27 protein-coding genes are annotated in these 25,576 nt (G+C 57.5%); 11 read left to right on the forward strand and 16 right to left on the reverse strand.

Translation table 11 applies throughout. The features are described 5' to 3' along the window. Positions 1 to 20: 20 nt before the first annotated feature. Positions 21 to 461, reverse strand: a complete 441-nt coding sequence (locus tag D9K61_RS06255; RefSeq protein ID WP_162946774.1) for a hypothetical protein — start codon at positions 459 to 461, stop codon at positions 21 to 23. Then, the gene (locus tag D9K61_RS06260) at positions 451 to 1,017 is read right to left on the reverse strand and encodes a TlpA disulfide reductase family protein (RefSeq protein ID WP_120632386.1); all 567 of its coding nucleotides are present in this window, start codon (positions 1,015 to 1,017) and stop codon (positions 451 to 453) included. Before D9K61_RS06260 ends, D9K61_RS06255 begins: the two co-directional genes overlap by 11 nt. Before the next feature lie 21 nt (positions 1,018 to 1,038). On the opposite strand from D9K61_RS06260, the gene argH reads away from it, so the two are divergent. From argH to D9K61_RS06280, 5 genes are all read left to right on the forward strand, one after another. Continuing rightward, a complete protein-coding gene (gene argH, locus D9K61_RS06265) occupies positions 1,039 to 2,427 on the forward strand; it encodes an argininosuccinate lyase (protein ID WP_120632387.1) in 1,389 nt (462 codons plus the stop codon). Next, entirely contained in the window at positions 2,427 to 2,609 is a 183-nt protein-coding gene (locus tag D9K61_RS06270; protein ID WP_120632512.1) for an argininosuccinate lyase, read from the forward strand. The genes argH and D9K61_RS06270 overlap by 1 nt, the downstream gene beginning before the upstream one ends. Before the next feature lie 90 nt (positions 2,610 to 2,699). Continuing rightward, the gene (locus D9K61_RS26870; protein ID WP_162946775.1) at positions 2,700 to 2,849 is read left to right on the forward strand and encodes a hypothetical protein; all 150 of its coding nucleotides are present in this window, start codon (positions 2,700 to 2,702) and stop codon (positions 2,847 to 2,849) included. 71 nt (positions 2,850 to 2,920) lie between these two features. Continuing rightward, positions 2,921 to 4,186 (forward strand): diaminopimelate decarboxylase, encoded by a 1,266-nt coding sequence (gene lysA / locus D9K61_RS06275; protein ID WP_120632388.1) that lies wholly within the window; start codon positions 2,921 to 2,923, stop codon positions 4,184 to 4,186. Positions 4,187 to 4,222: 36 nt separating this feature from the next. After that, positions 4,223 to 6,766, forward strand: a complete 2,544-nt coding sequence (locus tag D9K61_RS06280) for a TIGR02302 family protein (RefSeq protein ID WP_371688459.1) — start codon at positions 4,223 to 4,225, stop codon at positions 6,764 to 6,766. 15 nt (positions 6,767 to 6,781) lie between these two features. On the opposite strand, the gene D9K61_RS06285 is transcribed toward D9K61_RS06280, so the two are convergent. Further along, on the reverse strand, positions 6,782 to 7,534 hold the full coding sequence (locus D9K61_RS06285) for a zinc-ribbon domain-containing protein (RefSeq protein ID WP_120632390.1): 753 nt from the start codon (positions 7,532 to 7,534) through the stop codon (positions 6,782 to 6,784). A 183-nt stretch (positions 7,535 to 7,717) separates the two neighbouring features. Between D9K61_RS06285 and D9K61_RS06290 the strand changes: the two genes are divergently transcribed. The 4 genes from D9K61_RS06290 to D9K61_RS06305 are packed head-to-tail and all read left to right on the forward strand — an operon-like array spanning position 7,718 to position 10,623. Then, positions 7,718 to 8,395: a cell division ATP-binding protein FtsE gene (locus D9K61_RS06290; protein ID WP_120632513.1), complete on the forward strand. Its 678-nt coding sequence runs from the start codon at positions 7,718 to 7,720 to the stop codon at positions 8,393 to 8,395. Continuing rightward, positions 8,392 to 9,291, forward strand: coding sequence for an ABC transporter permease (locus tag D9K61_RS06295; protein WP_120632391.1), 900 nt, complete (start codon positions 8,392 to 8,394; stop codon positions 9,289 to 9,291). Before D9K61_RS06290 ends, D9K61_RS06295 begins: the two co-directional genes overlap by 4 nt. Next, positions 9,288 to 10,031 (forward strand): lysophospholipid acyltransferase family protein, encoded by a 744-nt coding sequence (locus D9K61_RS06300; RefSeq protein ID WP_371688460.1) that lies wholly within the window; start codon positions 9,288 to 9,290, stop codon positions 10,029 to 10,031. The genes D9K61_RS06295 and D9K61_RS06300 overlap by 4 nt, the downstream gene beginning before the upstream one ends. Further along, positions 10,018 to 10,623, forward strand: a complete 606-nt coding sequence (locus tag D9K61_RS06305) for a pyridoxamine 5'-phosphate oxidase family protein (protein ID WP_120632392.1) — start codon at positions 10,018 to 10,020, stop codon at positions 10,621 to 10,623. Before D9K61_RS06300 ends, D9K61_RS06305 begins: the two co-directional genes overlap by 14 nt. 19 nt (positions 10,624 to 10,642) lie before the next feature. Here the strand turns inward: D9K61_RS06305 and D9K61_RS06310 are convergent, their stop codons facing one another. After that, positions 10,643 to 11,236 carry an NAD(P)H-dependent oxidoreductase gene (locus tag D9K61_RS06310; RefSeq protein ID WP_120632393.1) on the reverse strand — a complete coding sequence of 198 codons (594 nt, stop codon included), beginning with the start codon at positions 11,234 to 11,236 and terminating at the stop codon, positions 10,643 to 10,645. A 101-nt stretch (positions 11,237 to 11,337) separates the two neighbouring features. Here D9K61_RS06310 and D9K61_RS06315 point away from each other — a divergent pair, with 101 nt between their 5' ends. Next, positions 11,338 to 11,916 (forward strand): TetR/AcrR family transcriptional regulator, encoded by a 579-nt coding sequence (locus D9K61_RS06315; RefSeq protein ID WP_120632394.1) that lies wholly within the window; start codon positions 11,338 to 11,340, stop codon positions 11,914 to 11,916. A gap of 17 nt (positions 11,917 to 11,933) precedes the next feature. Here the strand turns inward: D9K61_RS06315 and lpdA are convergent, their stop codons facing one another. The 12 genes from lpdA to mdh all read right to left on the reverse strand — a co-directional run bounded on the left by lpdA (position 11,934) and on the right by mdh (position 24,658). Continuing rightward, entirely contained in the window at positions 11,934 to 13,322 is a 1,389-nt protein-coding gene (lpdA, locus tag D9K61_RS06320; RefSeq protein WP_120632395.1) for a dihydrolipoyl dehydrogenase, read from the reverse strand. A gap of 86 nt (positions 13,323 to 13,408) precedes the next feature. After that, a complete protein-coding gene (locus D9K61_RS06325; protein ID WP_120632396.1) occupies positions 13,409 to 13,798 on the reverse strand; it encodes an MAPEG family protein in 390 nt (129 codons plus the stop codon). An 88-nt stretch (positions 13,799 to 13,886) separates the two neighbouring features. After that, on the reverse strand, positions 13,887 to 14,156 hold the full coding sequence (locus D9K61_RS06330; RefSeq protein WP_120632397.1) for a hypothetical protein: 270 nt from the start codon (positions 14,154 to 14,156) through the stop codon (positions 13,887 to 13,889). A 2-nt stretch (positions 14,157 to 14,158) separates the two neighbouring features. Further along, the gene (gene odhB, locus D9K61_RS06335) at positions 14,159 to 15,676 is read right to left on the reverse strand and encodes a 2-oxoglutarate dehydrogenase complex dihydrolipoyllysine-residue succinyltransferase (protein ID WP_120632398.1); all 1,518 of its coding nucleotides are present in this window, start codon (positions 15,674 to 15,676) and stop codon (positions 14,159 to 14,161) included. 3 nt (positions 15,677 to 15,679) lie between these two features. Beyond that, positions 15,680 to 18,637 carry a 2-oxoglutarate dehydrogenase E1 component gene (locus D9K61_RS06340; RefSeq protein ID WP_120632399.1) on the reverse strand — a complete coding sequence of 986 codons (2,958 nt, stop codon included), beginning with the start codon at positions 18,635 to 18,637 and terminating at the stop codon, positions 15,680 to 15,682. Further along, positions 18,634 to 19,176 (reverse strand): DUF805 domain-containing protein, encoded by a 543-nt coding sequence (locus tag D9K61_RS06345; RefSeq protein WP_120632400.1) that lies wholly within the window; start codon positions 19,174 to 19,176, stop codon positions 18,634 to 18,636. Before D9K61_RS06345 ends, D9K61_RS06340 begins: the two co-directional genes overlap by 4 nt. Beyond that, positions 19,173 to 19,670: a DUF805 domain-containing protein gene (locus tag D9K61_RS06350; protein ID WP_120632401.1), complete on the reverse strand. Its 498-nt coding sequence runs from the start codon at positions 19,668 to 19,670 to the stop codon at positions 19,173 to 19,175. Before D9K61_RS06350 ends, D9K61_RS06345 begins: the two co-directional genes overlap by 4 nt. Positions 19,671 to 19,819: 149 nt before the next feature. Next, positions 19,820 to 20,701: a succinate--CoA ligase subunit alpha gene (sucD, locus tag D9K61_RS06355; RefSeq protein WP_120632402.1), complete on the reverse strand. Its 882-nt coding sequence runs from the start codon at positions 20,699 to 20,701 to the stop codon at positions 19,820 to 19,822. 13 nt (positions 20,702 to 20,714) lie between these two features. Continuing rightward, a complete protein-coding gene (locus D9K61_RS06360) occupies positions 20,715 to 21,542 on the reverse strand; it encodes a glycosyltransferase family 25 protein (RefSeq protein ID WP_120632403.1) in 828 nt (275 codons plus the stop codon). A 173-nt stretch (positions 21,543 to 21,715) separates the two neighbouring features. Beyond that, entirely contained in the window at positions 21,716 to 21,967 is a 252-nt protein-coding gene (locus D9K61_RS06365) for a hypothetical protein (RefSeq protein WP_120632404.1), read from the reverse strand. A gap of 209 nt (positions 21,968 to 22,176) precedes the next feature. Then, complete coding sequence (gene sucC / locus D9K61_RS06370) at positions 22,177 to 23,370, reverse strand: ADP-forming succinate--CoA ligase subunit beta (protein WP_120632405.1); 1,194 nt, start codon at positions 23,368 to 23,370, stop codon at positions 22,177 to 22,179. Positions 23,371 to 23,695: 325 nt separating this feature from the next. Next, positions 23,696 to 24,658, reverse strand: a complete 963-nt coding sequence (gene mdh / locus D9K61_RS06375) for a malate dehydrogenase (RefSeq protein ID WP_120632406.1) — start codon at positions 24,656 to 24,658, stop codon at positions 23,696 to 23,698. A gap of 160 nt (positions 24,659 to 24,818) precedes the next feature. Here mdh and D9K61_RS06380 point away from each other — a divergent pair, with 160 nt between their 5' ends. Then, complete coding sequence (locus D9K61_RS06380; RefSeq protein ID WP_120632407.1) at positions 24,819 to 25,574, forward strand: sulfite exporter TauE/SafE family protein; 756 nt, start codon at positions 24,819 to 24,821, stop codon at positions 25,572 to 25,574. The last annotated feature ends 2 nt before the right edge of the window (positions 25,575 to 25,576 follow it).

A 25,576-nucleotide genomic window follows, 5' to 3' on the forward strand; every position in this document is an offset into this window, starting at 1 on the left:
GGAATAGAGCCCACAAAACCTCAGTTCGTGATTGTGTAGGTTCCTCCTGATTTACCTTTACCTTTGTTGCGCGTGAACGTGACCTGATTGCCGTCAATTGTAACTTTTTGGCAGTCTTGGGGAATTTGCTTGCCACCAACAACCAGAGTTCGGCACCAGAAGCGTTTGTTCCAAGCCCAGGCGCCTTTGAATTTAACCTTGTCGCCGGTTTCACCGGTCAATTTGCCATCGGCAGAAATAATCACCCATGTGCCGCCATCCACCAGTTTTTTTCCTGCGACAGCTGCCAGAAATTGATCCTCTTTCTTCAGATCCTTGGCGTCTAAGGTCTCTGCGGAAAGCAGAACGACACTGGCCACAACTGCCAACAAAGCAACAACTTTCATCAATACTCTCCCGTTTAATGTGGCCGGGAGAGTATCATAATTCCGTTGGTTTGGTGAAAGGTTCTTAGCTTTCACCGCCAACGAGTGTCGAGATGATGGATTTCGCGCTATCCGAGTTCCATTCCGCGTCACCGATCAGCCGGGCGATTTCGTTGCCATCGGGGTCGATGATGACAGTGATTGGCAAACCAATCACACCCATCTCACGCGCAACCGCTTGATTAGGGTCTTGGTGTCGGGGCAGATTATCGATGCCGTTTTCATCGAAGAATTTCTTGATGCCTGCCGGCGAGTTGCGACCAGTCGCCAGGGTCAAAACCTCGAATTTGTCGCCCCCGAATTCTTCCTGTAATTCAGCGATCTGGGGCATCTCTTTGCGGCAGGGGGCGCACCAGGTGGCCCAGAAGTTCAACAGCACATACTTGCCTTTGTAGTCCGCCAGTGTCGCGGTGCCGCCATCGTCTTCCAGTTCAAATTCAACCGCTTCGACTGGCTTCGGCTCTTTGTGGAGGATCAGACGCTTCAGGCTGCCATCGCGTAACGGCGCCAATGTCTCGGCATCGGTTGCCAAAGCCGCGTTTGCACCTAGCGCAAGGGCCATATAAAGGGGGATCAGACGAAATAGGCGCATATCAACTCCGGGTTTTCTTACATGACCGATCAATCTTCGAACCAGATGTGGGGCGGCCGCTTTGCCGCCGGTCCAGACGCGATCATGGAGGCAATCAATGCCTCGATCGGGTTCGATCAGCGGATGGCAGCCCAGGACATCGCAGGCTCGCGCGCCCATGCCGCCATGTTGGCTGCCACAGGCGTTATAAGTGATAGTGATGCGCAGGCTATTCGGGAAGGGCTGCTCACCGTTTTGTCAGAAATCCAGAGCGGCACATTTCAGTTCTCGACCGCGCTGGAAGACATTCACATGAACGTCGAGGCGCGACTGAAAGAGATCATCGGAGAACCCGCAGGCCGTTTGCACACAGGGCGTTCGCGCAACGATCAGGTCGCGACCGACTTCAAACTCTGGGTGCGGGATCAGTTGGACGCGGCTGAAAATGGGCTTCTGGCCCTGATCCGCGCGCTTTTGGCGCAGGCGGAGGCTGGGGCTGAGTGGGTCATGCCGGGCTTTACCCACTTGCAAGCCGCGCAGCCAGTGACATGGGGCCATCATATGATGGCCTACGTCGAGATGTTTGGTCGTGACTTGAGCCGTGTCCGTGATGCCCGCACCCGGATGAACGAATCGCCATTGGGTGCAGCTGCTTTGGCCGGAACATCCTTCCCCATCGACCGCCAGATGACGGCCGAGGCGCTGGGCTTTGATCGCCCTGCAGCAAATTCCTTGGATGCCGTCAGCGACCGCGATTTCGCGCTTGAGTTCCTGTCGACCGCATCGATCTGCGCCGTCCACCTGTCACGCTTTGCCGAAGAACTGGTGATCTGGTCCTCGGCCCAGTTCCGCTTTGTCACGTTGTCCGACCGGTTCTCGACCGGTTCATCGATCATGCCGCAGAAGAAAAACCCCGATGCGGCCGAGTTGATCCGCGCCAAGGTAGGCCGAATCTATGGCGCCAACACGGCGCTCATGATGGTGATGAAAGGCTTGCCACTGGCCTATTCCAAAGACATGCAGGAAGACAAGGAACAGGTCTTCGATGCCGCGGACAACTGGATGCTGGCGCTTGCTGCGATGGAAGGCATGGTCAAGGACATGACCGCCAATCGCGAAAGCCTGGCCGCCGCGGCCGGATCTGGGTTTTCGACCGCGACTGATCTGGCCGATTGGCTGGTGCGGGTGCTGGGGCTGCCGTTCCGCGATGCACATCACGTCACTGGTTCGCTGGTGGCGCTGGCAGAAGGCAAGGGTTGCGACCTGCCTGATCTGACGCTGGTAGACATGCAATCGGTCCATGCGGACATCACCGAAAACGTCTTTTCTGTCCTTACGGTCGACAATTCGGTAAACTCCCGCCAATCTTATGGTGGCACGGCACCCGATCAGGTCCGCGCTCAGATTGAACGATGGAAGGCGATGGTTTGATGCAGATACTACACGTAATCCTTCTGATTGCGGCTGGATTTGTATTGTCCGCCTGTGGCGCGGACGGCGAACCGGTTCAACCCACTGTCAATGCAAATATCGGTGTCGGCTCTAGCGGTACACATGTCGGCGGCGGCGTTGGCCTGCGTCGTGGCGGGCTTGGCGTGTATTTGGGTGTCTAACCCGAAGTGCGTTGTGTTCGGCGGCAAACACCCCATCTATGAAAAGCGTTGCCCGTGCGCCTCGGACACATGCCAAACTTAAGGATTACCATGAAGATTGTTGCCCTGTTTCTGACATTGGCCGTTCTGATCGCTTGCGAACCGTCATCCTCTCCGCGACCTGAACCTGCGGCAGAACCTCGGAAGTCGGGTATTTCGGTTTCCGGATATGGTCGTATTGGGGTCTCGACCGAGCTTTAGTGGCGCATCACTGGCGAGCAGCAGACGGAATCGATTGATCCACGCGGCAGTTTTGGTCTAAGCGCGCTGTTATGGATCACTTTCTCTACCGCGACGGCGCGCTTTTCGCCGAGGATGTCCCGATCTCCGAAATCGCAGCCGCGGTTGGAACGCCGTTCTATGTGTATTCCTCTGCAACCTTGCTGCGGCATTTCAAACTATTCGATGACGCGTTGGACGGCACCGATCACCTTGTCTGCTATGCGATGAAAGCGGCCAGCAATCAGGCAATCCTGAAAACGTTGGCACAAGCAGGCGCAGGGATGGATGTGGTTTCGGGCGGGGAGTACATGCGTGCCAAGGCCGCAGGCGTGCCGGGCGACAAAATCGTTTTCTCGGGCGTCGGCAAAACAGCGGATGAGATTCGCACTGCGCTCACTGGCGGCATCCGTCAGTTCAACGTAGAATCCGAGCCCGAGATGGATGTGATTAACGCCGTCGCGCTGGAGTTGGGCGTGATCGCGCCGATCACCGTGCGGGTGAACCCGGACGTGGACGCCAAAACCCATGCCAAGATTGCCACCGGGAAATCCGAGAACAAGTTTGGCATCCCGATTTCGCGCGCGTCTGAAGTTTATGCACTCGCCGCCAGCCTGCCGGGATTGAAGGTTATCGGGATCGACGTCCATATCGGCTCGCAACTGACCGAGCTGGAGCCATTTGAGCTTGCCTATAACAAAGTCGCAGAACTGACCGAACGTCTGCGGTCCGAAGGGCACGATATTCGTCGTCTCGATTTGGGCGGCGGGCTGGGCATTCCTTATACGCGTTCGAATGATGCCCCTCCCTTGCCGGTTGAATACGGCGCTATGATCAAGAAAACGCTGGGTCATCTGGGTTGCGAGATTGAGATCGAGCCCGGTCGCCTGATCGCAGGCAACGCGGGTCTGATGGTTTCGAAGGTCATTTATGTGAAGTCCGGCGAAGACCGCGAATTTCTGATCCTCGACGGAGCAATGAATGACCTGATCCGCCCAGCAATGTATGAGGCGCATCATGATATTGTTGCGGTGCAGGAACCCGCACCGGGTGTCGAGCAGAAGCCCTACGATATCGTCGGGCCGGTCTGCGAATCCGGCGATACTTTTGCCAAAGAGCGCAGCATGCCGCCGCTGTCCGCCGGTGATCTGATCGCGTTCCGCAGTGCCGGGGCGTATGGTGCCGTGATGTCCAGCGAGTACAACACGCGCCCGCTGATCCCAGAAGTGCTGGTGCATGGGGATCAATTTGCAGTTATTCGTGAACGCCCAAGCTTTGACGAAATGATAAACCGCGATACCATACCCTCGTGGCTCTGATGCGATAATCGCAGGGGCCCGATCAGGAGGCCCGCCTTGAGCGAAAGAACAAACCCGCCAATTCCACGCCTGTCACTTTGGCTGACCCATGCCGGGATGCTGGCTGAGCAGGTTTTGCGTGCATTTTGGCCTGTTTTTTCGATTTTGATGCTTGTTCTGGCGGCACTGATGCTGGGTTTGCAGGACTTCGTGCCGGTTGAATTCGTATGGGGCACTGGTGCGGTGTCTGCGGTCGTTGTGATCGTCGCGATCCTTTGGGGGATAAGGCGATTCCACGTCCCGTCGCGTGCCGAAGCACTTTCGCGACTTGATGAAACCTTGCCGGGCCGACCAATTCAGGCCCTGTTGGATGATCAGGCCATTGGTGCGCAGGACGCGGATTCGGTGGCTCTGTGGCAGGCCCACAAACGCCGTATGGCGCAGCGTGTTGCGCAGGCCGAGGCAGTGAAACCGGATCTGCGGCTGGCGTCACGCGACCCCTACGCCCTGCGATATGCCGCTTTGCTTGCTTTGGTTGTCGCGGTTTTATTCGGATCATTCTGGCGCATTGGATCGGTCGCCGAAATGGCACCGGGGGCTGCCGTCGCCGGGCAAGGGGCGACATGGGAAGGCTGGGTTGAACCGCCGCGTTACACCGGGTTGCCGACGCTCTATCTGGCGGATCAATCCGGAACAGAACTCTCCATACCGCAGGGCAGCCGCGTCACATTGCGGTTTTACGGAGAGGTTGGTGCGCACAGCCTGTCAGAGACTACTTCGGCGGCCGGAACAGAGGCTACAACTGAACCTGAACAGGAATTCGTGGTCGAGCAATCCGGGCGGATTCGCATTGACGGCCCGACGGGTCGGGAATGGGAGCTAGACATCATTGGTGATGCGCCGCCACAAATTGCGGTGGCGGCTGCCGCTGAATCTGAGGCTGGCGGTCAGATGAAACTTCCCTACGCGGCCCTTGATGACTACGGCATCGTATCTGGGTTGGCCCGGATCGAGCTGGATCTGGCTGCGGTTGATCGGCGTTTTGGCCTGATCGCGGATCCCGAACCGCGTCAAGCGATTGAAGTTGAATTACTCATGCCGATCACCGGGGACCGGACGGATTTCACCGAAGACCTGATCGAAGATTTCTCGCAACATCCTTGGGCGCATCTGCCGGTGACAATCACATTGATGGCGCAGGATGCAGCAGACCAACAATCCGAATCGGAACCCTATGCGACTGCGTTGCCCGCGCGTCGGTTCTTTGACCCGCTCGCAGCGGCTGTGATCGAACAACGGCGAGATTTGCTGTGGGCGCGCGCCAATGCCACACGGGTCGCGCAGGTACTGCGCGCGGTGTCCAATCATCCCGAGGACCTGTTCCGCTCGGACATCGCATATCTGCGTCTGCGCGTGATCCTGCGGCGGTTGGAGACCTTTGACGAATACGGGCTGAAATCTGAGCAGCAGGAGGAAATCGCGCAGGCCCTGTGGGACCTTGCGGCCTTGATCGAAGACGGAACACTGGCCGATGCGCTCGAACGGATGCGTCAGGCCCAGGAACGGTTGTCCGAGGCGATGAAGAATGGCGCTTCCGATGAGGAAATCGCCGAACTGATGCAGGAACTGCGCGAGGCAACACAGGACTATTTGCAGCAATTGCAGCGCCTGGCTCAGCAAGACGGCGAGAATGGTGAGCAACAACAGGGCCAGAACGGCGAATCCATGCAGATGTCGCAGGAAGATCTGCAGCGCATGATGGACCGTATTCAGGAGCTCATGGAACAGGGCCGCATGGCCGAGGCGCAGCAAGCGTTGGATGAGTTCCAGCAGATGATGGAAAACATGCGCGTCACTCAGGGGCAGGGGCAAGGTGGCCAGTCCGAGGGTCAGCAAGCCATGGAAGGGCTTGCTGAGACATTGCGCGAACAGCAGGGCCTAAGCGATCAGGCCTTCCGCGATCTGCAGGAACAGTTCAATCCCGGCGCGCAGGCTGGCGAAAATCAGGGCAACGAAGGCAGCTCAGGCGGTCAAGGTCGCGGTCAAAGCCACGAGGGTCAAGGCGGCCAGGGGCAAGGGTCTGATCAATCGGGTGAAGGCCAACAGGGCCAAGGAACGCTGGCGAACCGGCAACAGGCCCTGCGGGATGAGTTGGGTCGGCAGGAACAAGGGTTACCCGGTGCAGGCACACCGGACGGTGAAGCCGCGCGCGAGGCTTTGGGTCGTGCGGGCCGTGCGATGGATGACGCAGAAGAGGCCCTGCGCGGCGATGATCTTGCCGAAGCCATAGACCGTCAGTCCGAGGCGATGGAAGCCCTGCGGGAAGGTATGCGTTCACTGGGTGAGGCGATGGCCCAGAACCAGCAGAACCAGCCGGGGCAGGGCACGGAAGAAGGCGATATGCAGGCCGACAACCGCGACCCGTTGGGTCGTAACCCGGGTGCTGCGGGATCCATTTCAACCGAGGAAGACATGCTGCAGGGCGAGGATGTCTATCGCCGCGCGAGGGAACTGCTGGACGAAATTCGTCGGCGTACCGGCGACACCGATCGCCCCAAAATCGAACTGGAATACCTTAAACGGTTGCTTGAGCGGTTTTAGGAAGGGGTTGGCGCGTCAGTTTTGGGACGCGCCTGAACCGGCCTGGGTTTCAAGCCAGATTCTTGCCTGATCCACCAGCGAGACATAGGAGTTCAGGACAGGATCCGCCTGCGGCACTGCTTCGCTGATTTGTTGGGCGTTGCCGTAAATCAAGTACAGAATCACACCAATGATCAACATCAGGGCGAAACCACGGACAAACCCACCGGACTTGCGGACCGGTGCTTCAATCTCGGTCATCTCGGCGCGCATGGTGGAGTTGATTGCGTCAACATCCGGCAGCGCTTCTTTCTGCCCCGCGTCTTCAGCTGTCACTGAGGCGGAAGGTCGTTTGGGCTCGATTTTTGGTTCAGGTGGGGTGTCCAATGCCAGATCGGGCTGGGTTTCCAGTCCTCCGCCTTCCTGAGCACGCAATTCCGCCTCGCGGGCGGCCTCTTCCTGTAAAATACTGGCAACTGAGGGGTCCACATTTCCTGTGGGTTCTTCAGACGCTTTCTCAGGCTCAGGCTCAGGCTCAGGCTTTGTCGACGTTTCTTCGGTCGTTGAGTCCGCTATCTCGTCTTCCGAGGTCTCCGCCTCAACAGCAGGTGCATCCGCGTCGGCGGCGTCATCTTCTACCTGTGCAGGTTCAGATATCTCGTCGGTCGGATGTTTGGCCTGAAACCAGGTTTGATCGCAATTTGAACATTGCACATCGCGGCCTTCCTCGGGGATGACCTCGTCCGGGACCTCGTATTGGGCGCTGCAATTTGGACATGTAAGACGCATACTGCCTCCCCGACCGTAAAACGGACCGTTATTGGTTTTTTCAGGAATGATATTCCGTTAAGACCTAACAGCAAAGGGCGTTTTCGGTTTCACGGACTAAGTGTCACCAATTGGACCCGGTGACGGCATTGAAACCACAACCGCGCTCGGGCAAGAAGAGCGGCAAAGTAAATGGGGGCAAGTGTGATCGAGCTGGAAAATGTCAGCTACACCTATGGCGGCGGCGAATTGCTGAGCGATGTATCGGTGCAGCTGCAGCCGGGGTCCTTTCATTTTCTGACCGGCCCTTCGGGAGCAGGGAAAACAACGCTGCTCAAGCTTTGTTATGGGGCGCTGCTGCCAACATCGGGACGGCTGAGCGCTTTTGATCAGGATATCTCTCTGCTGGATCGGGATCAGATGGCCCTGTTGCGCCGTCGAATTGGCGTCGTGCATCAGGACTGCCAGTTTCTGGATCACATGACCCTGGGTGAGAATGTCGCTTTGCCACTGATGGTTTCAGGGCGTGCAGAATCGGCTGAGCAGGACAACCTGACCGAGCTGCTGAGTTGGGTGGGTCTTGGCCCCCGGCTAGAAGCCAGACCGCCGGAATTGTCCGGGGGGGAGCGTCAGCGCGCGGCTTTGGCACGCGCTCTCATCCTGTCACCCGACGTTGTGCTTGCGGATGAACCAACAGGAAATGTGGACTGGGAGATGTCGCAACGCTTGCTGCGTCTGCTGATCGAACTGAACCGGATGGGCAAAACCGTTCTGATTGCGACACATGATCTGAGCTTGATCCGCGCGGCCAAAAGTCAGGTGCAGGCCCGAGTCTTGCGGATCTCGCAGCGGCGGTTGCAACTGGCAGGAGCGGATCTATGAGCACTGGTGATATTCGCAACCTGCTGCGCCGCGATGCACGCGCCGACCGGGTTGTGCCGCCAACTGGGTACACTGCACATCTGACCCTGTTCGTGTCCGGAGCAATGGCCTTTCTCGCCGTGTTCGCTCTGGCTTTGTCGCTGGCCTCGGGCAGGATTGCTGACCGTTGGGCGTCGGAACTGGCGGGCGCTGCAACCCTGCGTATTAACGCCCCGGCGGAACAGCTTGCGGCCCAAACCAACGCCGCGTTGACCGTTCTGGGCCAGACCCCGGGCGTTGCGTCGGCGCGCGCGCTGACCGCAGAAGAACAGGCGGCTCTGCTGGCTCCGTGGTTTGGGCCTGACCTGCCGCTGGACACTCTGCCCATCCCGCAACTGATTGAAATCGTCGAAGGTGACCCGGGACTGGATGCCGCCGGGTTGCGCCTGCGGCTGGGGGCCGAAGTTCCTGGGGCTGTTCTGGACGATCACACAAGATGGCGCGAACCTTTGGTTGATGCAGCAATGTCTCTGCGACGCCTGGGATGGGTGTCGATCTTGCTGATCGGCAGCGCCACGGCGGCCATGATCACATTGGCTGCCAACGCGTCGCTTGCCGCCAATGCGCAAATCATCGAGGTTCTGCGCCAGGTGGGTGCACGTGATCGGTTCATTGCCGGGGCCTTCGTCCGCCGCTTCACCTATCGCGCCTTTTTTGGTGCGGCCGTGGGAACCCTGCTGGGATTGACCGGCGTGTTACTGCTACCTGAGGCTTCGGATACCGGCGGCTTTCTGACCGGAGTAGGCTTTCAGGGCGGCGACTGGGCCCTACCCATTTTCATTCCCGTTCTGGGCGCCATGGTTGCCTTTTTCGCCACCTGGACAGCAGCCCGTCGTAAATTGAAGGAGCTTTCATGATACCCATGGCCATTCAATGGGTCCGCTCGTTGATCTTCATGATCGTGATCTACGCCTGGATGCTGATTCTCGGCATCGTATTTGCGCCCTATGCACTGTTTGCCAAACAAGGGGCGTCGCAGGCCTGCAGAACCTACGCGCGCAGCACGATGTGGTTGGCCCGCTGGATTGTTGGAATTCGTTGCGAAGTGCGTGGGACTGCGCCTACGGCCGAAGTTGTCGTGGGCGCCAAGCATCAGTCCTTTCTGGACATTATCATGATCTTTAGCGCGATCCCGCATGGCAAGTTTATCATGAAGCGCGAATTGCTGTGGACCCCGATCATCGGCCTGTATGCGCGCCGATTGGGATGCATCGCGGTTAACCGTGGCAAGAAGGGCGCAGCAGTGGCCAAGATGGTCAAGGACGTTGCCAAAGAGTTCACCGAACCAGGGCAGTTGGTGATCTATCCGCAAGGGACGCGGGTCGCGCCGGGTGCGCATAAACCCTATAAAGTCGGAACGGCCGTATTGTATGAAGGGCTTGGATTCCCTTGCGTTCCGGTTGCAACAAATGCGGGCGTCTTCTGGCCACGGACAGGAATCATGCGCAAACCGGGGTTGGCGATTGTCGATTTTCTGGACCCGATCGAACCCGGTGTGCAGCGCGATGAATTTCTGCGGCGACTGGAAGATGCGATCGAAACGCGCTCGGATGCGCTGATGCGGGAAGTGGGGTTTGATCCCGATGAAGTTCATTGATGGCATCGAAACGCTGGAGGCGTTGTATAGCGCGCCCGGAGCGCCCGCATTGCGGAAAGTGGCGCGTCGATTAACGCCACTTTATCGCAAATGGATAATGTCCTCGCGCCTGTGCATTCTTAGCACCGTGGGGCCAGAGGGGGTCGATGGCAGCCCGCGTGGCGATGACGATCCGGTTGTTTTTGAACTGGACCCAGGCACTCTGGCCATGCCGGATTGGCGGGGTAATAACCGGTTGGATTCGCTGCGCAACATCGTGCGTGATCCGCGTGTTTCGCTTTTGTTTATTGTTCCGGGGTCAAACAACGTGGTTCGGCTGATTGGAACCGCGCGGCTGACTGCAGATGAAGCCCTGCGTGCCCGTTTCGAGAAACATGGGAAGTGGCCTGCGACGGTGATCGTTGTGGAGATCGGTGAAATCTATACGCAATGCGCGCGCGCGTTGATGCGGGCCGGGACATGGACCTCTGGCGATGAAACTGCCGCGTTGCCGACTGTGGGTGAAATTCTGGCTGAGATGACAGCGGGAGAAGAGGGCGGCGCGCAGTATGACCAGGAATGGGGAGTACGCGCCGCCAAAACGATGTGGTAGGTTTCCCTTGATCTAAGGGTCAAACCGCCGCAGCTCCGATCCTGGATACTTTTTCGATCCATCGCTCTACGCTGCCTGGTTTGGGGTAACTGGCGCCAGAAAAATAGGTAAAGCGTGTTGGTTTGAAACCGACAAAACCCAGAATTTGATCGCGTACCTGGCGTATCAAGGCTTGCCGATAGATCAGGCGCATGAACCAGCCAGGTGTGTCTGACGTCAAAATAACCCGCGCCGTACGACCGGTCAGCATTGGGGCCGGGAGCCCGATCTTGGTAGTATTCCGTGTGTCGAATGTCCGTCCGGGGATGAACATCCGATCAATCAATCCTTTTAGCTTTGCCGGCAGACCACCCCACCACATTGGCGTGGTCAGGACCAGATGGTCGCTCCATTCAATGTCCTGCAGGACCTGATCCAACACCGGCTCAAGCGGTTTGAAGTTTTTATAGTTGCCTTGTCCAAAATCAAAATCGAACTGCAAATCACTTAGATGTACCAACCGAACCTCGTGCCCTTTGCCACGGGCGGCGGCTTCGTAGGTCTGCGCAAAGGTACGGGACAGGCTGCTTTCAGCGGGGTGCCCATCGAGGATGAATATCTTTTTGGGGTGCATGAGGGTTCTCCTAAAATTGACCATGGTCAGTTTCTTAGTTTATAAAATGACCGCGGTCAATAAAAATTTGACCATGGTCAAAAAACATGTGAAAAAGCCATATGCAAAAGACAGTTCAAAAACGCACCCTCAAGACACGCGCCCGATTGCTTGCAGCGTCGGAAGAGGTGATTCACGGCGAAGGCTACGAGGCCCTGCGCGTTGAAGAAGTTGTAAAAGCGGCAGGTGTCGCCAAGGGTACATTCTTTGCGCATTTTCGCGACAAAGATGCCCTGATGGAAATTCTGATCGGTGAGAGATTGAGTGCAATCTTCAATCAGATTGAAGCCAATATACCGCCAAAAACCGTGCCCGAGCTTGTCCGCATCCTGAAACCCATTCACAGTTTCATGACGTCCGAGCGGTATGTGTTTGATCTGTTGATACGCTATTCCGGTGCAGCCGCTGTTGCCGAAATCGGCCCCATTGCGCATTGTTTTGAACGGTACTTTCGCGTGGTTGAGAGTTGGCTTGAAGATGCGGATGTGCGTAAAGATGTCTCTGCGGATTTGCTCGCCGAAGGCGTTCAGGCCTTTGCGATTCAAGCCATGTCCCTGAAATTCTGCGCGTTACACGAAGTGCAGAGTTTCGAAGACAGGTTGGAAATCTATCTTAAAGCGTGGTTGACCCCGGAGACATAGCCACCGGGGTCTTGGTGTCAGCTGTGGATTGGCCCGTCGCCGCAGGCGAGTGCGGCTTCGCGCACGGCCTCGGAGTAAGTCGGGTGCGCGTGACAGGTCAGCGCCAGATCTTCGGCAGATGCGCCGAATTCCATGGCCACGCAGACCTCGTGGATCAGATCACCGGCCGCCGGGCCGATAATATGTGCGCCCAGAATGCGGTCAGTTTCCTTGTCCGCCAGGATCTTTACAAAGCCATCGGCGGCAAAGTTGGCCTTGGCACGCCCATTGCCCATGAACATGAACTTGCCGACCTTATAGGCGCGACCCTGTTCCTTGAGCGTCTCCTCGGTCTCGCCGACATTGGCAACCTCGGGCCATGTGTAGATCACGCCCGGAATGACGCCGTAGTTCACATGTCCATGCTTGCCTGCCACCTGCTCGGCGGCGGCCATGCCCTCATCTTCGGCTTTATGCGCCAGCATAGGACCTTCGGTCACATCGCCGATGGCATAGATACCCGGAACGTTGGTCTGCCAGTCAGCGCCAACTTTGATCTGTCCGCGCGGCGTCATCTCAACCCCCAGTGCGTCCAACCCCAGACCGTCTGAGAATGGCTTGCGGCCAGTTGCAACCAGAACCGTATCGGCATCGATCACATGTTCGCTGTCATCCTTGCGCTTCTTGTAAGTGACCTTGGCCTTGGTCTTGGTGGCCTCTGTCTTTTGAACCGCGGCGCCCATGACAAACTTAAGCCCCTGCTTTTTGAGAATACGCGCGAAGGTCTTTTGCACCTCGGGGTCCATGCCCGGTGTGATCACGTCGAGGAATTCGATCACGGTGACCTCGGCCCCAAGCCGCTGATAGACCGAGCCCAGTTCCAACCCGATCACACCTGCGCCGATCACGACCATTTTCTTTGGGATCTTAGTTAACGCCAGCGCGCCGGTTGAGGTGACAACAACCTTCTCGTCGACGGTTACGCCCGGCAGCGAAGATGGCTCGGACCCCGACGCGATGATGATGTTCTTGGCCTCGTGAATGTCATCGCCGACCTTGACCTGACCGGCCTTGGGGATTGATCCCCAACCTTTGAGCCAGTCGATCTTGTTCTTCTTGAACAGAAACTCGATGCCCTTGGTGTTGCCGTCGATGACCTCGTCCTTGTAGGCCTGCATCTGCTTCCAATCGACCGAAGGGCTTTTGCCCTTCAGGCCCATCTTGGCAAAGTTATGTTCGGCCTCGTGCAACTGATGGCTGGCATGTAGCAACGCCTTGGACGGGATACAGCCGACGTTAAGGCAGGTGCCGCCCAGTGTCTCGCGCCCTTCGACGACGGCGGTTTTCAGCCCCAGCTGGGCACAGCGGATGGCGCAGACATAGCCGCCGGGCCCTGCTCCGATTACGATGACGTCATAGTTTGCCATTTGTCAGGTCCTTGTACTAAGCGGGGTTGGATGCGCATGCGTCGCGCGGTCCGCCCCCTTTTGAATAATATATGCTGGCCGAGGAATCAAAACAGAGCAGCCAACAGCAATGCGGTCGTCGCGACCAGCCCTATCATCCAGATGACAGTGCGCCACGGGGTCCAGCCAAAGGCATAGGCGGGAACATAGAGAACGCGCGCGACAAGGTAGATCCAGCTGCACATCCCGGTGAACCCATTAGACTGCCCCGAAATTGCGATGACCAAAGCGGCAATAGCAAAAACCACCAGCCCTTCGGTGTGATTGCTCAGCGCCCGGTGCAAACGCCCCATAACCGCCGGCTTTTCAAAGGGTGTGTCACGTGGTCCAATCGCATGCCACACATCGACCCTGCCGTGTCCGGCAATCAGGTAGGCAACGAATTGAGCGACCCAAAGCAGGGCGGCCAGGGACAGGACGGTCAGTTCCGTGGTCATCCGGTCGAGTTCCTTGGTTGTTAGGCGTCTGTTGAACGTTTCCAAAACGAACTTTCGCCCACCTGGTTCGGGGGCGAAAGATCAGGGTTTAGGCGGGTGTCAGCACTTTGATCTGAATATGTGCCACACCGCCGCGTTCGTGGTGCATCGCAAGTTCCTCGGATTCGAAGAAGTTGCGGGCCTTTTCCAGATCCGCGATCTCGAACAGCGCTACCGCGTGGTCGCGCTGTTCGGGGTCTTGCCAGATGTGAAGATCATGGATACCCGCAGCTTCGCGCATCGGCTTATCCTCGCGGAACACTTTTAGCCAAACGTTGAAATCTGCGACGTCGGCCTGCCAGAGCACATGGGTCGCCATACTTACAGATCCATCAACAGACGGCGCGGGTCTTCCAGCGCTTCTTTCACGCGGACAAGGAATGTCACCGCACCTTTGCCGTCCACGATCCGGTGGTCATAAGACAAGGCCAGATACATCATCGGACGAATCTTGATCTCGCCATTGATGGCCATGGGTCGGTCCTGGATCTTGTGCATGCCCAGAATGCCCGACTGCGGCGGGTTCAGGATCGGTGAGGACATGAGTGACCCGTAGACACCGCCGTTCGAGATGGTGAACGTGCCGCCTTGCATCTCAGCCATGGACAGCTTGCCATCACGGGCGCGCTTGCCTTTTTCGGCAATGGCTTTTTCGATGGCTGCGAATGACATGCTGTCTGCATCGCGGATGACTGGCACCACCAAACCCTGCGGGGTTCCGGCGGCCACGCCCATATGCACAAAATTCTTGTAGACAATGTCGGTGCCGTCAATCTCGGCGTTGACCTCGGGCACTTCTTTCAACGCGTGACAGCAGGCTTTTGTGAAGAAGGACATGAAGCCCAGTTTTACGCCGTGTTTCTTTAGAAACAGCTCTTTGTATTCGTTGCGCAGAGCCATCACCTCGGTCATGTCCACCTCGTTGAAGGTGGTCAGGATCGCGGCGGTGTTCTGTGCGTCTTTCAGGCGTCTGGCGATGGTCTGACGCAGACGGGTCATGCGTACGCGTTCCTCACGCGAGGCGTCCTCGGCGGCGACGGGCGCACGCGGAGCTTGTGCCGCAGGTGCGGGTGTAGCCGAGGCAGGTGCCGGCGCCGAAGCCGTTGCAACCGCTTTGGCGACATCCTCTTTCATGATCCGACCGTCGCGGCCGCTTCCGGTGACTTGATCAGCGGACAGACCAGCCTCGGCCATGGCTTTTTCGGCCGATGGCGCGTTGGCCACGTCCTTGCCGACCGAGGCGCCTCCGACGGCGGGTGCCGTAACAGCCGCCGGGGCTGCAGCAGTTCCGGCCGCAGCGCCCGAAATCACTGCCAGTTTGGCCGTTGCGTCCACTGTCGCGCCTTCTGCGGCGACGATTTCTGCCAGAACGCCCGCAGCCGGGGCCGGAACTTCGACCGAGACCTTGTCGGTTTCCAATTCACACAGCATTTCATCCTGCGCGACGGCATCACCCACCTGTTTGAACCAGGTCGAAACGGTGGCTTCGGTGACAGATTCACCTAAAGTCGGCACCATTACGTCAACACTGGCTGCTGCCGGAGCGGCAGGTGCAGCCGCTGGGGCAGGTGCTGCAGCGGCTGGCGCGGCCGCGGCACCATCACCGGCCGCAATCGTTGCCAACAGCGCATCAACACCAACTGTTTGACCTTCGGCAGCTACAATCTCGCCCATCACGCCCGCACTGGGGGATGGCACTTCGACTGTGACCTTGTCGGTCTCCAATTCACATAGCATTTCGTCCACGGCAACAGCATCGCCGGGTTTCTTGAACCATGTCGCAACCGTGGCTTCGGTTACCGACTCGCCAAGCGTGGGAACACGAACTTCAATCGACATCGCTTATTTTCCTTCAATGCTTAGCGCTTCGTTCACCAGCGCTTCTTGTTGGGCTTTGTGTTGGCTGGCCAGACCCGTCGCGGGCGAGGCCGATGTTGCACGACCGACATAGCGCGGCCGTTTGTTCTCGGCGCCGATACGCGTCAGCACCCATTCGATATTGGGTTCAATAAAGGTCCAGGCCCCTTGATTCTTGGGTTCTTCCTGACACCAGATGATTTCGGCACCCTTGAACCGTTCAAGCTCGTTAATCAGGGAATGCGCGGGGAACGGATAGTATTGCTCGATCCGCATCAGGTAGACATCTTCGATGCCACGGGCGTCGCGCTCTTCCAGCAGGTCATAGTAAACCTTGCCGGAACACATCACGACCCGCTTGATCTTATCGTCCTTCGCCAGCTTCGTATCGGAATTCCCATGCTGCGCGTCGTCCCACAGAACTCGGTGGAAACTCGATCCGGTGGTGAATTCCTCGGCCGTGCTCACCGCCAGCTTGTGGCGCAGCAGCGACTTTGGTGTCACAAGGATCAGTGGCTTGCGGAATGTTCTGTGCAGCTGGCGACGCAGGATGTGGAAGTAGTTCGCAGGCGTCGTACAATTCGCCACGATCCAGTTGTCCTGTCCGCACATCTGCAGGAACCGCTCAAGACGGGCAGAACTGTGTTCTGGACCCTGACCTTCGAACCCGTGCGGCAGAAGGCAGACCAAACCAGACATGCGCAGCCATTTGCTTTCGCCAGAACTGATGAACTGGTCGAACATGATCTGCGCACCGTTGGCAAAGTCACCAAATTGCGCTTCCCAAAGGACCAATGAGTTCGGTTCGGCCAGCGAAAAGCCGTACTCAAAACCCAGCACCGCATATTCGCTGAGCATCGAGTCGATCACTTCGTATTGCGACTGGCCGGCGCGGATGTTGTTCAGCGGATAATACCGCTCCTCGGTTTCCTGATGGATGAACCCGGAATGGCGTTGGCTGAAGGTGCCGCGTGTCGCGTCTTGCCCTGACAGACGCACTGGATAGCCCTCGGTCAAAAGTGACCCAAACGCCAGTGCTTCGCCGGTCGCCCAGTCGAACCCTTTGCCAGCTTCAAACATCTGCTTCTTGTGATCCAGCAGGCGACCGACCGTTTTGTGCAGCGCGACATCTTTTGGCGAATGTGTCAGCGCATTTCCGATCTCGGCCAGGGTGTCCGGTGAAATCGCTGTATCACCGCGCACATATTCATCTTTATTCTTATCCAGATGAGACCAGCGACCGTCCAGCCAGTCGGCTTTGTTGGGCTTGTAATCCTTGCCGGCTTCAAACTCATCGTTCAGATGCGCCTGGAAGGCGGCTTTCATATCCTCAATCTCACCCTCGGGGATCAGCCCATCCTTGACCAGCCGTTCGGTGTACAGGGACAGCGTCGTCTTATGGGTTTTGATCTTCTTGTACATGATTGGGTTGGTGAACATGGGCTCATCACCCTCGTTGTGTCCGAACCGGCGATAGCAGAAGATGTCCAGAACCACGTCCTTGTGGAACTTTTGCCGGAATTCCGTTGCCACCTTGGCCGCATGTACCACCGCCTCGGGGTCGTCGCCGTTGACGTGGAAGATCGGCGCTTCGACCATCAGGGCGATGTCGGTTGGGTAAGGGCTGGATCGGCTGAAATGCGGAGCGGTGGTAAACCCGATCTGGTTGTTCACCACGATATGCATTGTGCCACCGGTCCTATGGCCTTTCAGACCGGACAGGCCAAACCCTTCGGCTACAACACCCTGACCCGCAAAAGCCGCGTCGCCATGAAGCAGGATGCCCATGACCTTGGTGCGATCTGTATCGCCCATCTGATCCTGCTTGGCGCGAACTTTGCCAATGACAACTGGATTCACGGCCTCAAGGTGGCTGGGGTTTGCTGTTAACGACAAGTGAACCGAATTTCCATCGAACTCGCGGTCGCTGGACGCTCCGAGATGGTATTTCACATCACCCGAGCCGTCCACGTCCTCGGGCTTGAAGCTACCACCTTGGAATTCGTTGAAGATCGCGCGGTATGGCTTGCGCATCACGTTGGCCAGAATGTTCAGACGGCCCCGATGTGGCATGCCGATGACGATATCGTTGACCCCCAGCGCGCCACCGCGCTTGATGATCTGCTCCATTGCCGGGATCAGCGCTTCGCCGCCGTCCAGACCAAAGCGTTTGGTGCCCATGTATTTCACGTGCAGGAACTTTTCGAACCCTTCGGATTCAACCATCTTGTTCAGGATGGCCTTGCGGCCTTCCTTGGTGAACGCAATTTCTTTGCCATAACCCTCGATCCGCTCCTTCAGCCAGGCGGCCTCTTCGGGATTCGAGATATGCATGTATTGCAGCGCAAAGGTGCCACAATAGGTCCGCTTCACGATCTCAACGATTTGCCGCATCGAGGCCATCTGCAGGCCCAAGACATTATCGATGAAAATTGGCCGGTCCATGTCGGATTCGGCAAACCCATAGGTCTTTGGGTCAAGCTCGGGATGTGTGCTGGCGGTGCGCATACCCAGCGGGTCCAGGTTGGCAGCCAGATGGCCCCGGATCCGATAGGCCCGGATCAGCATCAGGGCGCGCAGGCTGTCCAGCACCGCGCGTTTGATCTGATCTTCGCTGACCTCAACGCCCTTTGACACCGCCTTGTCTTTGATCTTGTCCCCAGCGGCTTTCGCGTCGATCTCGGCCCATTCGCCAGTCAACGCGCTGGTCAGATCATCCGTAGGCATCGGCGGCCAGTCGGTCCGCGCCCAGGATGGCCCTTCGGCTTCTCTTTCGACATCTGGTTTGGCATCACCCATCTGGCGAAAGAAATCGGCCCATGCGGCATCCACCGCGCCCGGGTCTTTCGCATATTGGGCATAAAGCTGCTCCAGATATTCGGCATTGTGCCCCTGCATAAAGCTTGAGGCATGAAAGGCAGAGTTGGGCAGGTGTTCGGTCATTGGGCTACCTCATATGGGTTGGGACCGTATTGGTTGGTGCCTGGCTGGCTGGGGCGAGACAACCACCACAGAACCAGGAGGGGCGACACAAACAAGATGATCAGTGTCGGAATGACAATCAGCAGCGTGGCGCGGGTGAACAGGATGTCCAGATTGCCACCATGCTGGAAATGCGAAGCGAGGCCGATGCCAAAGACCAGCACGACCCCGGCGCCAAGGATCAGCAGGATCGGCAGCAAGGCATAAAGCCCACTGCGCCCGGTATCATGCATCCGCCGCCACGCGACGGCCAGATGCGGGAAGAACACGATCAGGCCAACGATGCTCTGCACCGGCTGCGCGGAGGTGGCAGAGACGGATTTTGAAGTCTCAGTTTCAGTCACTGCGACTTGTGTAAAAAACTGCGCGTCGATGATCCCAGCGATGATGTTCCAGATCACGATGAACAGGAAAAAGAACCAGTATTCGGGCCGAGAAGCACGGCCCGAGAAGGTAAAGAACTTGGAGAAACAGGTGCGGATGGCGTTAGAGAAGGTCAAATTGAAACCTCGCCGTTGGGAGGTCCAAACTGATTAACTCCTGGTTCTGAAGCGATCAGCATCATCCCGACTATGTTAGAAGTAACTATCGCACCCGCAGTTATTGCGATCACGAGCATTGGAACAAAAAGCAAAAGAGCTACAAGGAACAAAAGAATGGGTCCACCAACTAGTAGTCCAAACCCAAGCAAAAAACGATATCCAAGCCAAATGATCAGTATTGTCGAAAAGGGATAGAACGCCTGTTGTCCGTTCTCACCAACATCCTGCAATCGGCGGTGCATCGCGGCAAGTAATGGAATAGATGCTGCCGCTATCGGGATCAGTCGCCAAAACACCCAGTTTTCGGACATACTCCAGTCGAGTAGCAAACCAACGCTTATCGGTGACACGAAGGCAACTGGTGCGAACCACCAAAACTCAGACCGCGACGCCCGGCCCGAGAGATCGAAAGATTTTCGGAAACCCGTCGATATGGCTTGCTTTGGTCCCATCAATACTCATCCGCACTACGGCGACATCGGGTTGCGCCTGATTGCCCCGTTCCGCCGACGGTAAACCAGAGGTTTGACGGGCGGGCGCTTTGCACCCACACGTGGTCGGGCGTTGCCCTTAGCACATATGCGCGACGGGCAAGCATCAATCAACCAATCGCTTCCAGCACAGCCTCACCCAGCTGCGCCGGGCTTTCGGCCACAACGATACCGGCGGCGCGCATGGCTTCGATCTTGTCCTCGGCACCGCCCTTGCCACCGGCGACGATGGCCCCCGCGTGGCCCATGCGGCGGCCCGGAGGGGCTGTGCGGCCTGCGATGAAACCGGCTGTTGGCTTCTTGCGACCCTTCTTGGCTTCATCCGCCAGGAACTGTGCGGCTTCTTCCTCGGCCGAGCCGCCGATCTCACCAATCATGATGATCGAGTGGGTTTCGTCATCGGCCAGGAACCATTCCAGCACGTCGATATGCTCGGTGCCTTTGATCGGGTCGCCGCCGATGCCCACACAGGTCGACTGGCCCAGACCCACGTCGGTGGTCTGTTTGACGGCCTCATAAGTCAGGGTGCCGGAACGCGACACAACACCAACCGAGCCGCGCTTGTGGATGTGGCCGGGCATGATGCCAATCTTGCAGGCATTCGGCGTGATCACACCGGGGCAGTTCGGGCCGATCAGGCGCGAGCTTGAACCATCCAGCGCGCGCTTCACCTTCATCATATCCAGAACCGGGATACCTTCGGTGATGCAGACGATCACCTCCATCTCGGCATCAATCGCTTCGAGGATCGAATCCGCGGCAAACGGTGGCGGCACGTAAATCACTGAGGCATTGGCCTCGGTCACATGCTTGGCCTCGTGGACCGAATTGAACACGGGCAGGCCCAGATGCTCCATCCCGCCTTTGCCGGGGGTCACACCGCCAACCATCTTGGTGCCATACGCAATGGCCTGTTCAGAGTGGAATGTGCCCTGCGAGCCGGTAAAGCCCTGACAGATTACCTTGGTATTTTCGTCGATGAGGACTGCCATGATGTCCCTTTCCTTAGGCGATGCTGGTTTGATTGGGTTGCGCGTCCGGCAGAACCTGCGGCGCGTAGTCTATTTTTTCGAGAGTGGCGCGGCCCAGTGCCAGATTGGCGATGGTCCGGACCCCTCCGTCGATTTCGGCGATCCCGCGCCGGACCTTCTGTCGGAACAGCGGCCATCCGGTGGGGCGTTGGCGCGGCGCGCCCATCTGAACCTCTCCGGGGGCTTCATTGCCCTGTTCGACCATGGCCGGGATGACCTGATAGATATTGACCTGACGTGCCGCTGCTGATGCGGACGGGTTGAACAACAGGCCATCAAGCGTGATGTCAAAAGGCTTTTGCGCAAGAAAGTGCTGCGCGGCCTTCCGGGTTAAGGCATAGGCGGCCCCGCCGGGATAGCGCGACCGTATCTGACGCAGGTCCCGCCCCAAATGCGACGACCCCTTGCGCCCAAGCGCAACATATAGCTTTGTGCTGCGCCAGCGTTCGAACCGGACGATATCCGCATCTGCGGGCCACCACGCGGTATCGTTCAGCCAATCGGCCAGTTCTGGCGTCAGAAAGACATCGTCCTCAAGGATCAGCGCCTGTTCCGCGCCCGAAGCAATCAGCGCCTCCCACGCTTTGGCATGGCTCAGCGTGCAGGCCATGTCTTTGGTGTGGAAATAGCCCCAAGGCCCTTCTTCCCGACAGTCGCGCAGAAAATCCTGGCGTGTCGCCGCATCACAATCAACAGCGTTGACCCGAGTCGCCGACAGGCCTGCTTTCTGCAGCTCCTGCTCCATCAAACGCGCCCGCCCGGTGGCGCGTTCTAGGCCTATGAGGAAAATGGGGATGGTCATGGGGTTACAGTTCCAGACAGATCAGAGAGCCCACATCGAATGCAGATATGTTCTGAGAGCCTGCAAGGCCCTGACAGATCACTTTGGTATTTTCATCGATGAGGCTTGCCACCCGGCGTTCTCCTTTGATTTTTTGAGATGAGCGAGATCACCTATCATGTATTCAGTTTGTTCTATAGCGCTGCTACCGGTGCTTTGATTGCAATGCGGAAGTATCTCAGGCCATCGGCTTCGACACGCGATGTCACATCTACTCCAGCTGGAACTGTATAAACCATCGACACTGTTCCTTGTGCCAACTGAGACACGGTGTCATCGACTTGTTTGTTGGCGGCGAATACCAACGAACATTGACCGTTCGCCACCTTTACTGAGAGGTTGGCCGCGTTGTGATAGTACGTTCCGGTTTCTGAGTTTTGCGTCACGTTGTGAACCCGGACACCCTCCTCTGCATCTTCGAAGTTAGGCCCGCGGATCAGACAGGTATCTGCAAATATGACGCCAGCATCATATGGAGAAAGCAGGCGCTGACCTGGTCCGGCGTCAGGACTTTTAGAAACGGTTTGGCCTTGAGCAGCACAAGCGCAAAAAGCACAAGCCGTAACTAGCGAGAGGATTATCGGGCGCACCGAACTTACCCCTTAACCGCTTTAACGATCTTCTCGGCTCCATCTTTCAGGTTGTCCGCCGCGATCACGTCCAGGCCAGAGGTATTGATGATCTCTTTGCCCTTCTCGACATTGGTGCCTTCCAGACGCACGACCAGCGGCACTTTCAGACCAACTTCTTTCACAGCGGCTACAACGCCCTCGGCGATCACGTCACAGCGCATGATGCCGCCGAAGATGTTGACCAGAATGCCTTTGACCTGCGGGTCCGAGGTGATGATCTTGAACGCTTCGGTCACTTTCTCTTTGGTCGCGCCGCCTCCGACGTCGAGGAAGTTGGCAGGCTCAGCACCGTAGAGCTTGATGATGTCCATGGTGGCCATCGCTAAACCGGCACCATTCACCATGCACCCGATCTCACCATCCAGCGCGATGTAATTCAGGTCGTATTTGCTGGCTTCCAGTTCTTTGGGGTCTTCTTCGGTCGTGTCGCGTAGCTCAGCAATATCCGGGTGGCGGTAGACCGCGTTGCCGTCAAAGCCGACCTTGGCGTCGAGCACTTTGAGATCACCGCTGTCGGATACGATCAGCGGGTTGATCTCCAGCATCTCCATGTCCTTCTCGACGAAAGCGGCATACAGCTGGCTCATCAGTTTGACGCATTGCTTGACCTGCGCGCCTTGCAGACCCAGCGAGAACGCGATGCGGCGACCGTGATAGGCTTGATAGCCGGTCGCGGGGTCAACCGAGAAGGACAGGATTTTCTCGGGCGTGGCGGCGGCCACCTCTTCGATGTCCATGCCGCCTTCGGTCGAGCACACGAACGAGATGCGGCTGGTTTGGCGATCCACGAGCAGGGCCAGGTACAGTTCGCGTTCGATGCCGGAGCCGGCCTCGATGTAAATGCGGTTGACCTGCTTGCCGGCGGGGCCGGTCTGATGGGTGACCAGCGTGCGGCCCAGCATCTTCTTGGCTTCTTCAGCAGCCTCTTCGACCGACTTGGTCAGACGGACACCGCCTTTTTCGCCAGCGTCGGCCTCTTTGAAAGACCCCTTGCCGCGACCACCCGCATGGATTTGCGCCTTTATGACCCACAAAGGGCCGTCCAGTTCGCCAGCTGCGGTTTTGGCTTCTTCGGCGCGCAACACGGCGCGGCCGTCCGACACCGGTGCGCCATAGCTGCGAAGAAGTGCTTTGGCCTGATATTCGTGAATGTTCATCGAAACTGTCCCGTCTGACTGCGATTTATCCGTTATAGAGGTGCCTAAGGGATAAGTTTAAAGGGTTTTTTGACAGGGAAGGGTTTTTTCACGAAGATTTTCAGTATTTGTGATCACAGGATTTTGGGGTGTGATCACAAATCACATCAGGTGGCTTGTATGATTCGACTGATTGGCTGTTTGCAGAAAAATCATATTCAAAAAAGGTATTTGCGACGTTTGCGCCAACATTCCCGACTTGGCGTTGTGGTCACATCTGAACGGATGCAAACAAAAAAACCGACCCAAAACTGGGCCGGTTCAAATAGTCTGGTGTTTTGCCGATTTAACCCAGCGAGCTGTCGATGCCTTTGCACGCTTCGATCAGGCCTTTCACGGCGTTGACCGAATTGTCGAAACCGGATTGCTCTTCTTCGTTCAGGGTGATGTTGACGATGCGCTCGATGCCACCCGCGCCAATCACGGTGGGTACGCCCACATACATGCCTTCGACGCCCAGTTCCCCGTCACAATAGGCCGCGCAAGGCAGAACGCGTTTCTGGTCTTTCAGATAGGCTTCGGCCATTTCGATGGCTGACGTGGCTGGAGCATAAAACGCTGAGCCGGTTTTCAGCAGACCAACTATTTCAGCACCACCGTCTCGGGTGCGCTGAACGATGGCGTCCAGCTTGTCTTGAGTCGTCCAACCCATCTCCACCAGATCAGGCAGTGGGATGCCGGCAACAGTCGAATAGCGCACCGATGGCACCATGGTGTCACCGTGGCCGCCCAAAACAAAGGCGGTGACGTCGCGCATGGAGACGTTGAACTCTTCCGACAGGAAATGCGCGAAGCGGCCCGAATCCAGAACGCCTGCCATGCCACAGACCTTGTTATGTGGCATGCCGGAAAACTCGCGCAGGGCCCAGACCATCGCATCCAGCGGGTTGGTGATGCAGATGACGAACGCATCGGGGGCGTGGGCGGCGATGCCTTCGCCAACCGATTTCATGACCTTCAGGTTGATGCCCAGGAGGTCATCGCGGCTCATGCCCGGTTTGCGGGGGACACCGGCAGTCACGATGCAGACATCCGCGCCAGCGATATCTTCGTAAGACTGGGTGCCTTTCAGAGAGGCGTCGAACCCTTCGGATGGGCCGGATTCGGCGATGTCCAGTGCTTTGCCTTCCGGAGTGCCCTCGGCGATGTCAAACAGGACAACGTCACCAAGTTCCTTCATTGCTGCGAGGTGGGCGAGCGTGCCGCCGATCTGACCTGCGCCGATCAGCGCGATCTTGGGTCTGGCCATTTGGAATATCTCCGGTCGGTTTTGAAATCGCCGTTGTGCTAATCCCTAAATCAATACTGTGCAAGGGTTCTGCAACGTGGCATGCCACCGCATACCGTTTGCGTCGGCCTATCCGATTGCGCTAAACGGCTTGCGAAACATACCGTTTTGGGGCTGCCACATGTTCGAGATGAACTTGATGTTTTTTGCCGTGGCGATCCCAGCAGTGATCTTTGCGGGCATTTCGAAGGGTGGGTTCGGTTCAGGCGTGGCGTTTGCGTCGTCTTCGATTCTGGCCCTTATTCTGGAACCGGGGCAGGCGCTTGCCCTGATGCTGCCGATCCTGATGATCATCGATGTTGCAACATTGGGGCCGTATTGGAGACGTTGGAATTGGCCGGATTCCCGTCTGCTGATATTGGGTGCCGTACCAGGCGTGGCGCTGGGCGCCGTGCTCTTTCGCGCGACTGACGACGATGTTCTGCGTTTGCTAATAGGTGCGATTTCGGTCGGATTCGTGATCTGGCACATCGGTCAATCCCGAGGCTGGATCCGTGTTTCTGCAAAGCGCTTGCCATCTTCGGCCGGGCTGTTGGCCGGTTTGGTTGCTGGATTCACGAGCTTTGTCAGCCACGCAGGTGGTCCACCTGCCGCTGTCTACTTGCTGTCACAGCGCCTTTCGAAAACGGAATTCCAGGCGTCGACCGTTCTTGTGTTCTGGGTAATTAACGTCGCCAAATTTGTGCCCTATGCGTATTTGGGCCTGTTTACGCTGCAAACGGCTTGGGCAAATCTTCTGCTTGCACCATTTGCAGTTCTGGGCGCGTGGTTGGGCGTTCGGGCGCATTTCATGATGTCCGAACGCGTGTTCTTTGGCATTGCTTACGTCTTGTTGACGATCACAGGCACAAAACTGATCTGGGATGCTGTGACCTGAAT

Origin of the sequence: Ruegeria sp. EL01, assembly GCF_900313035.1 — a bacterium.
GTDB lineage: Bacteria > Pseudomonadota > Alphaproteobacteria > Rhodobacterales > Rhodobacteraceae > Ruegeria.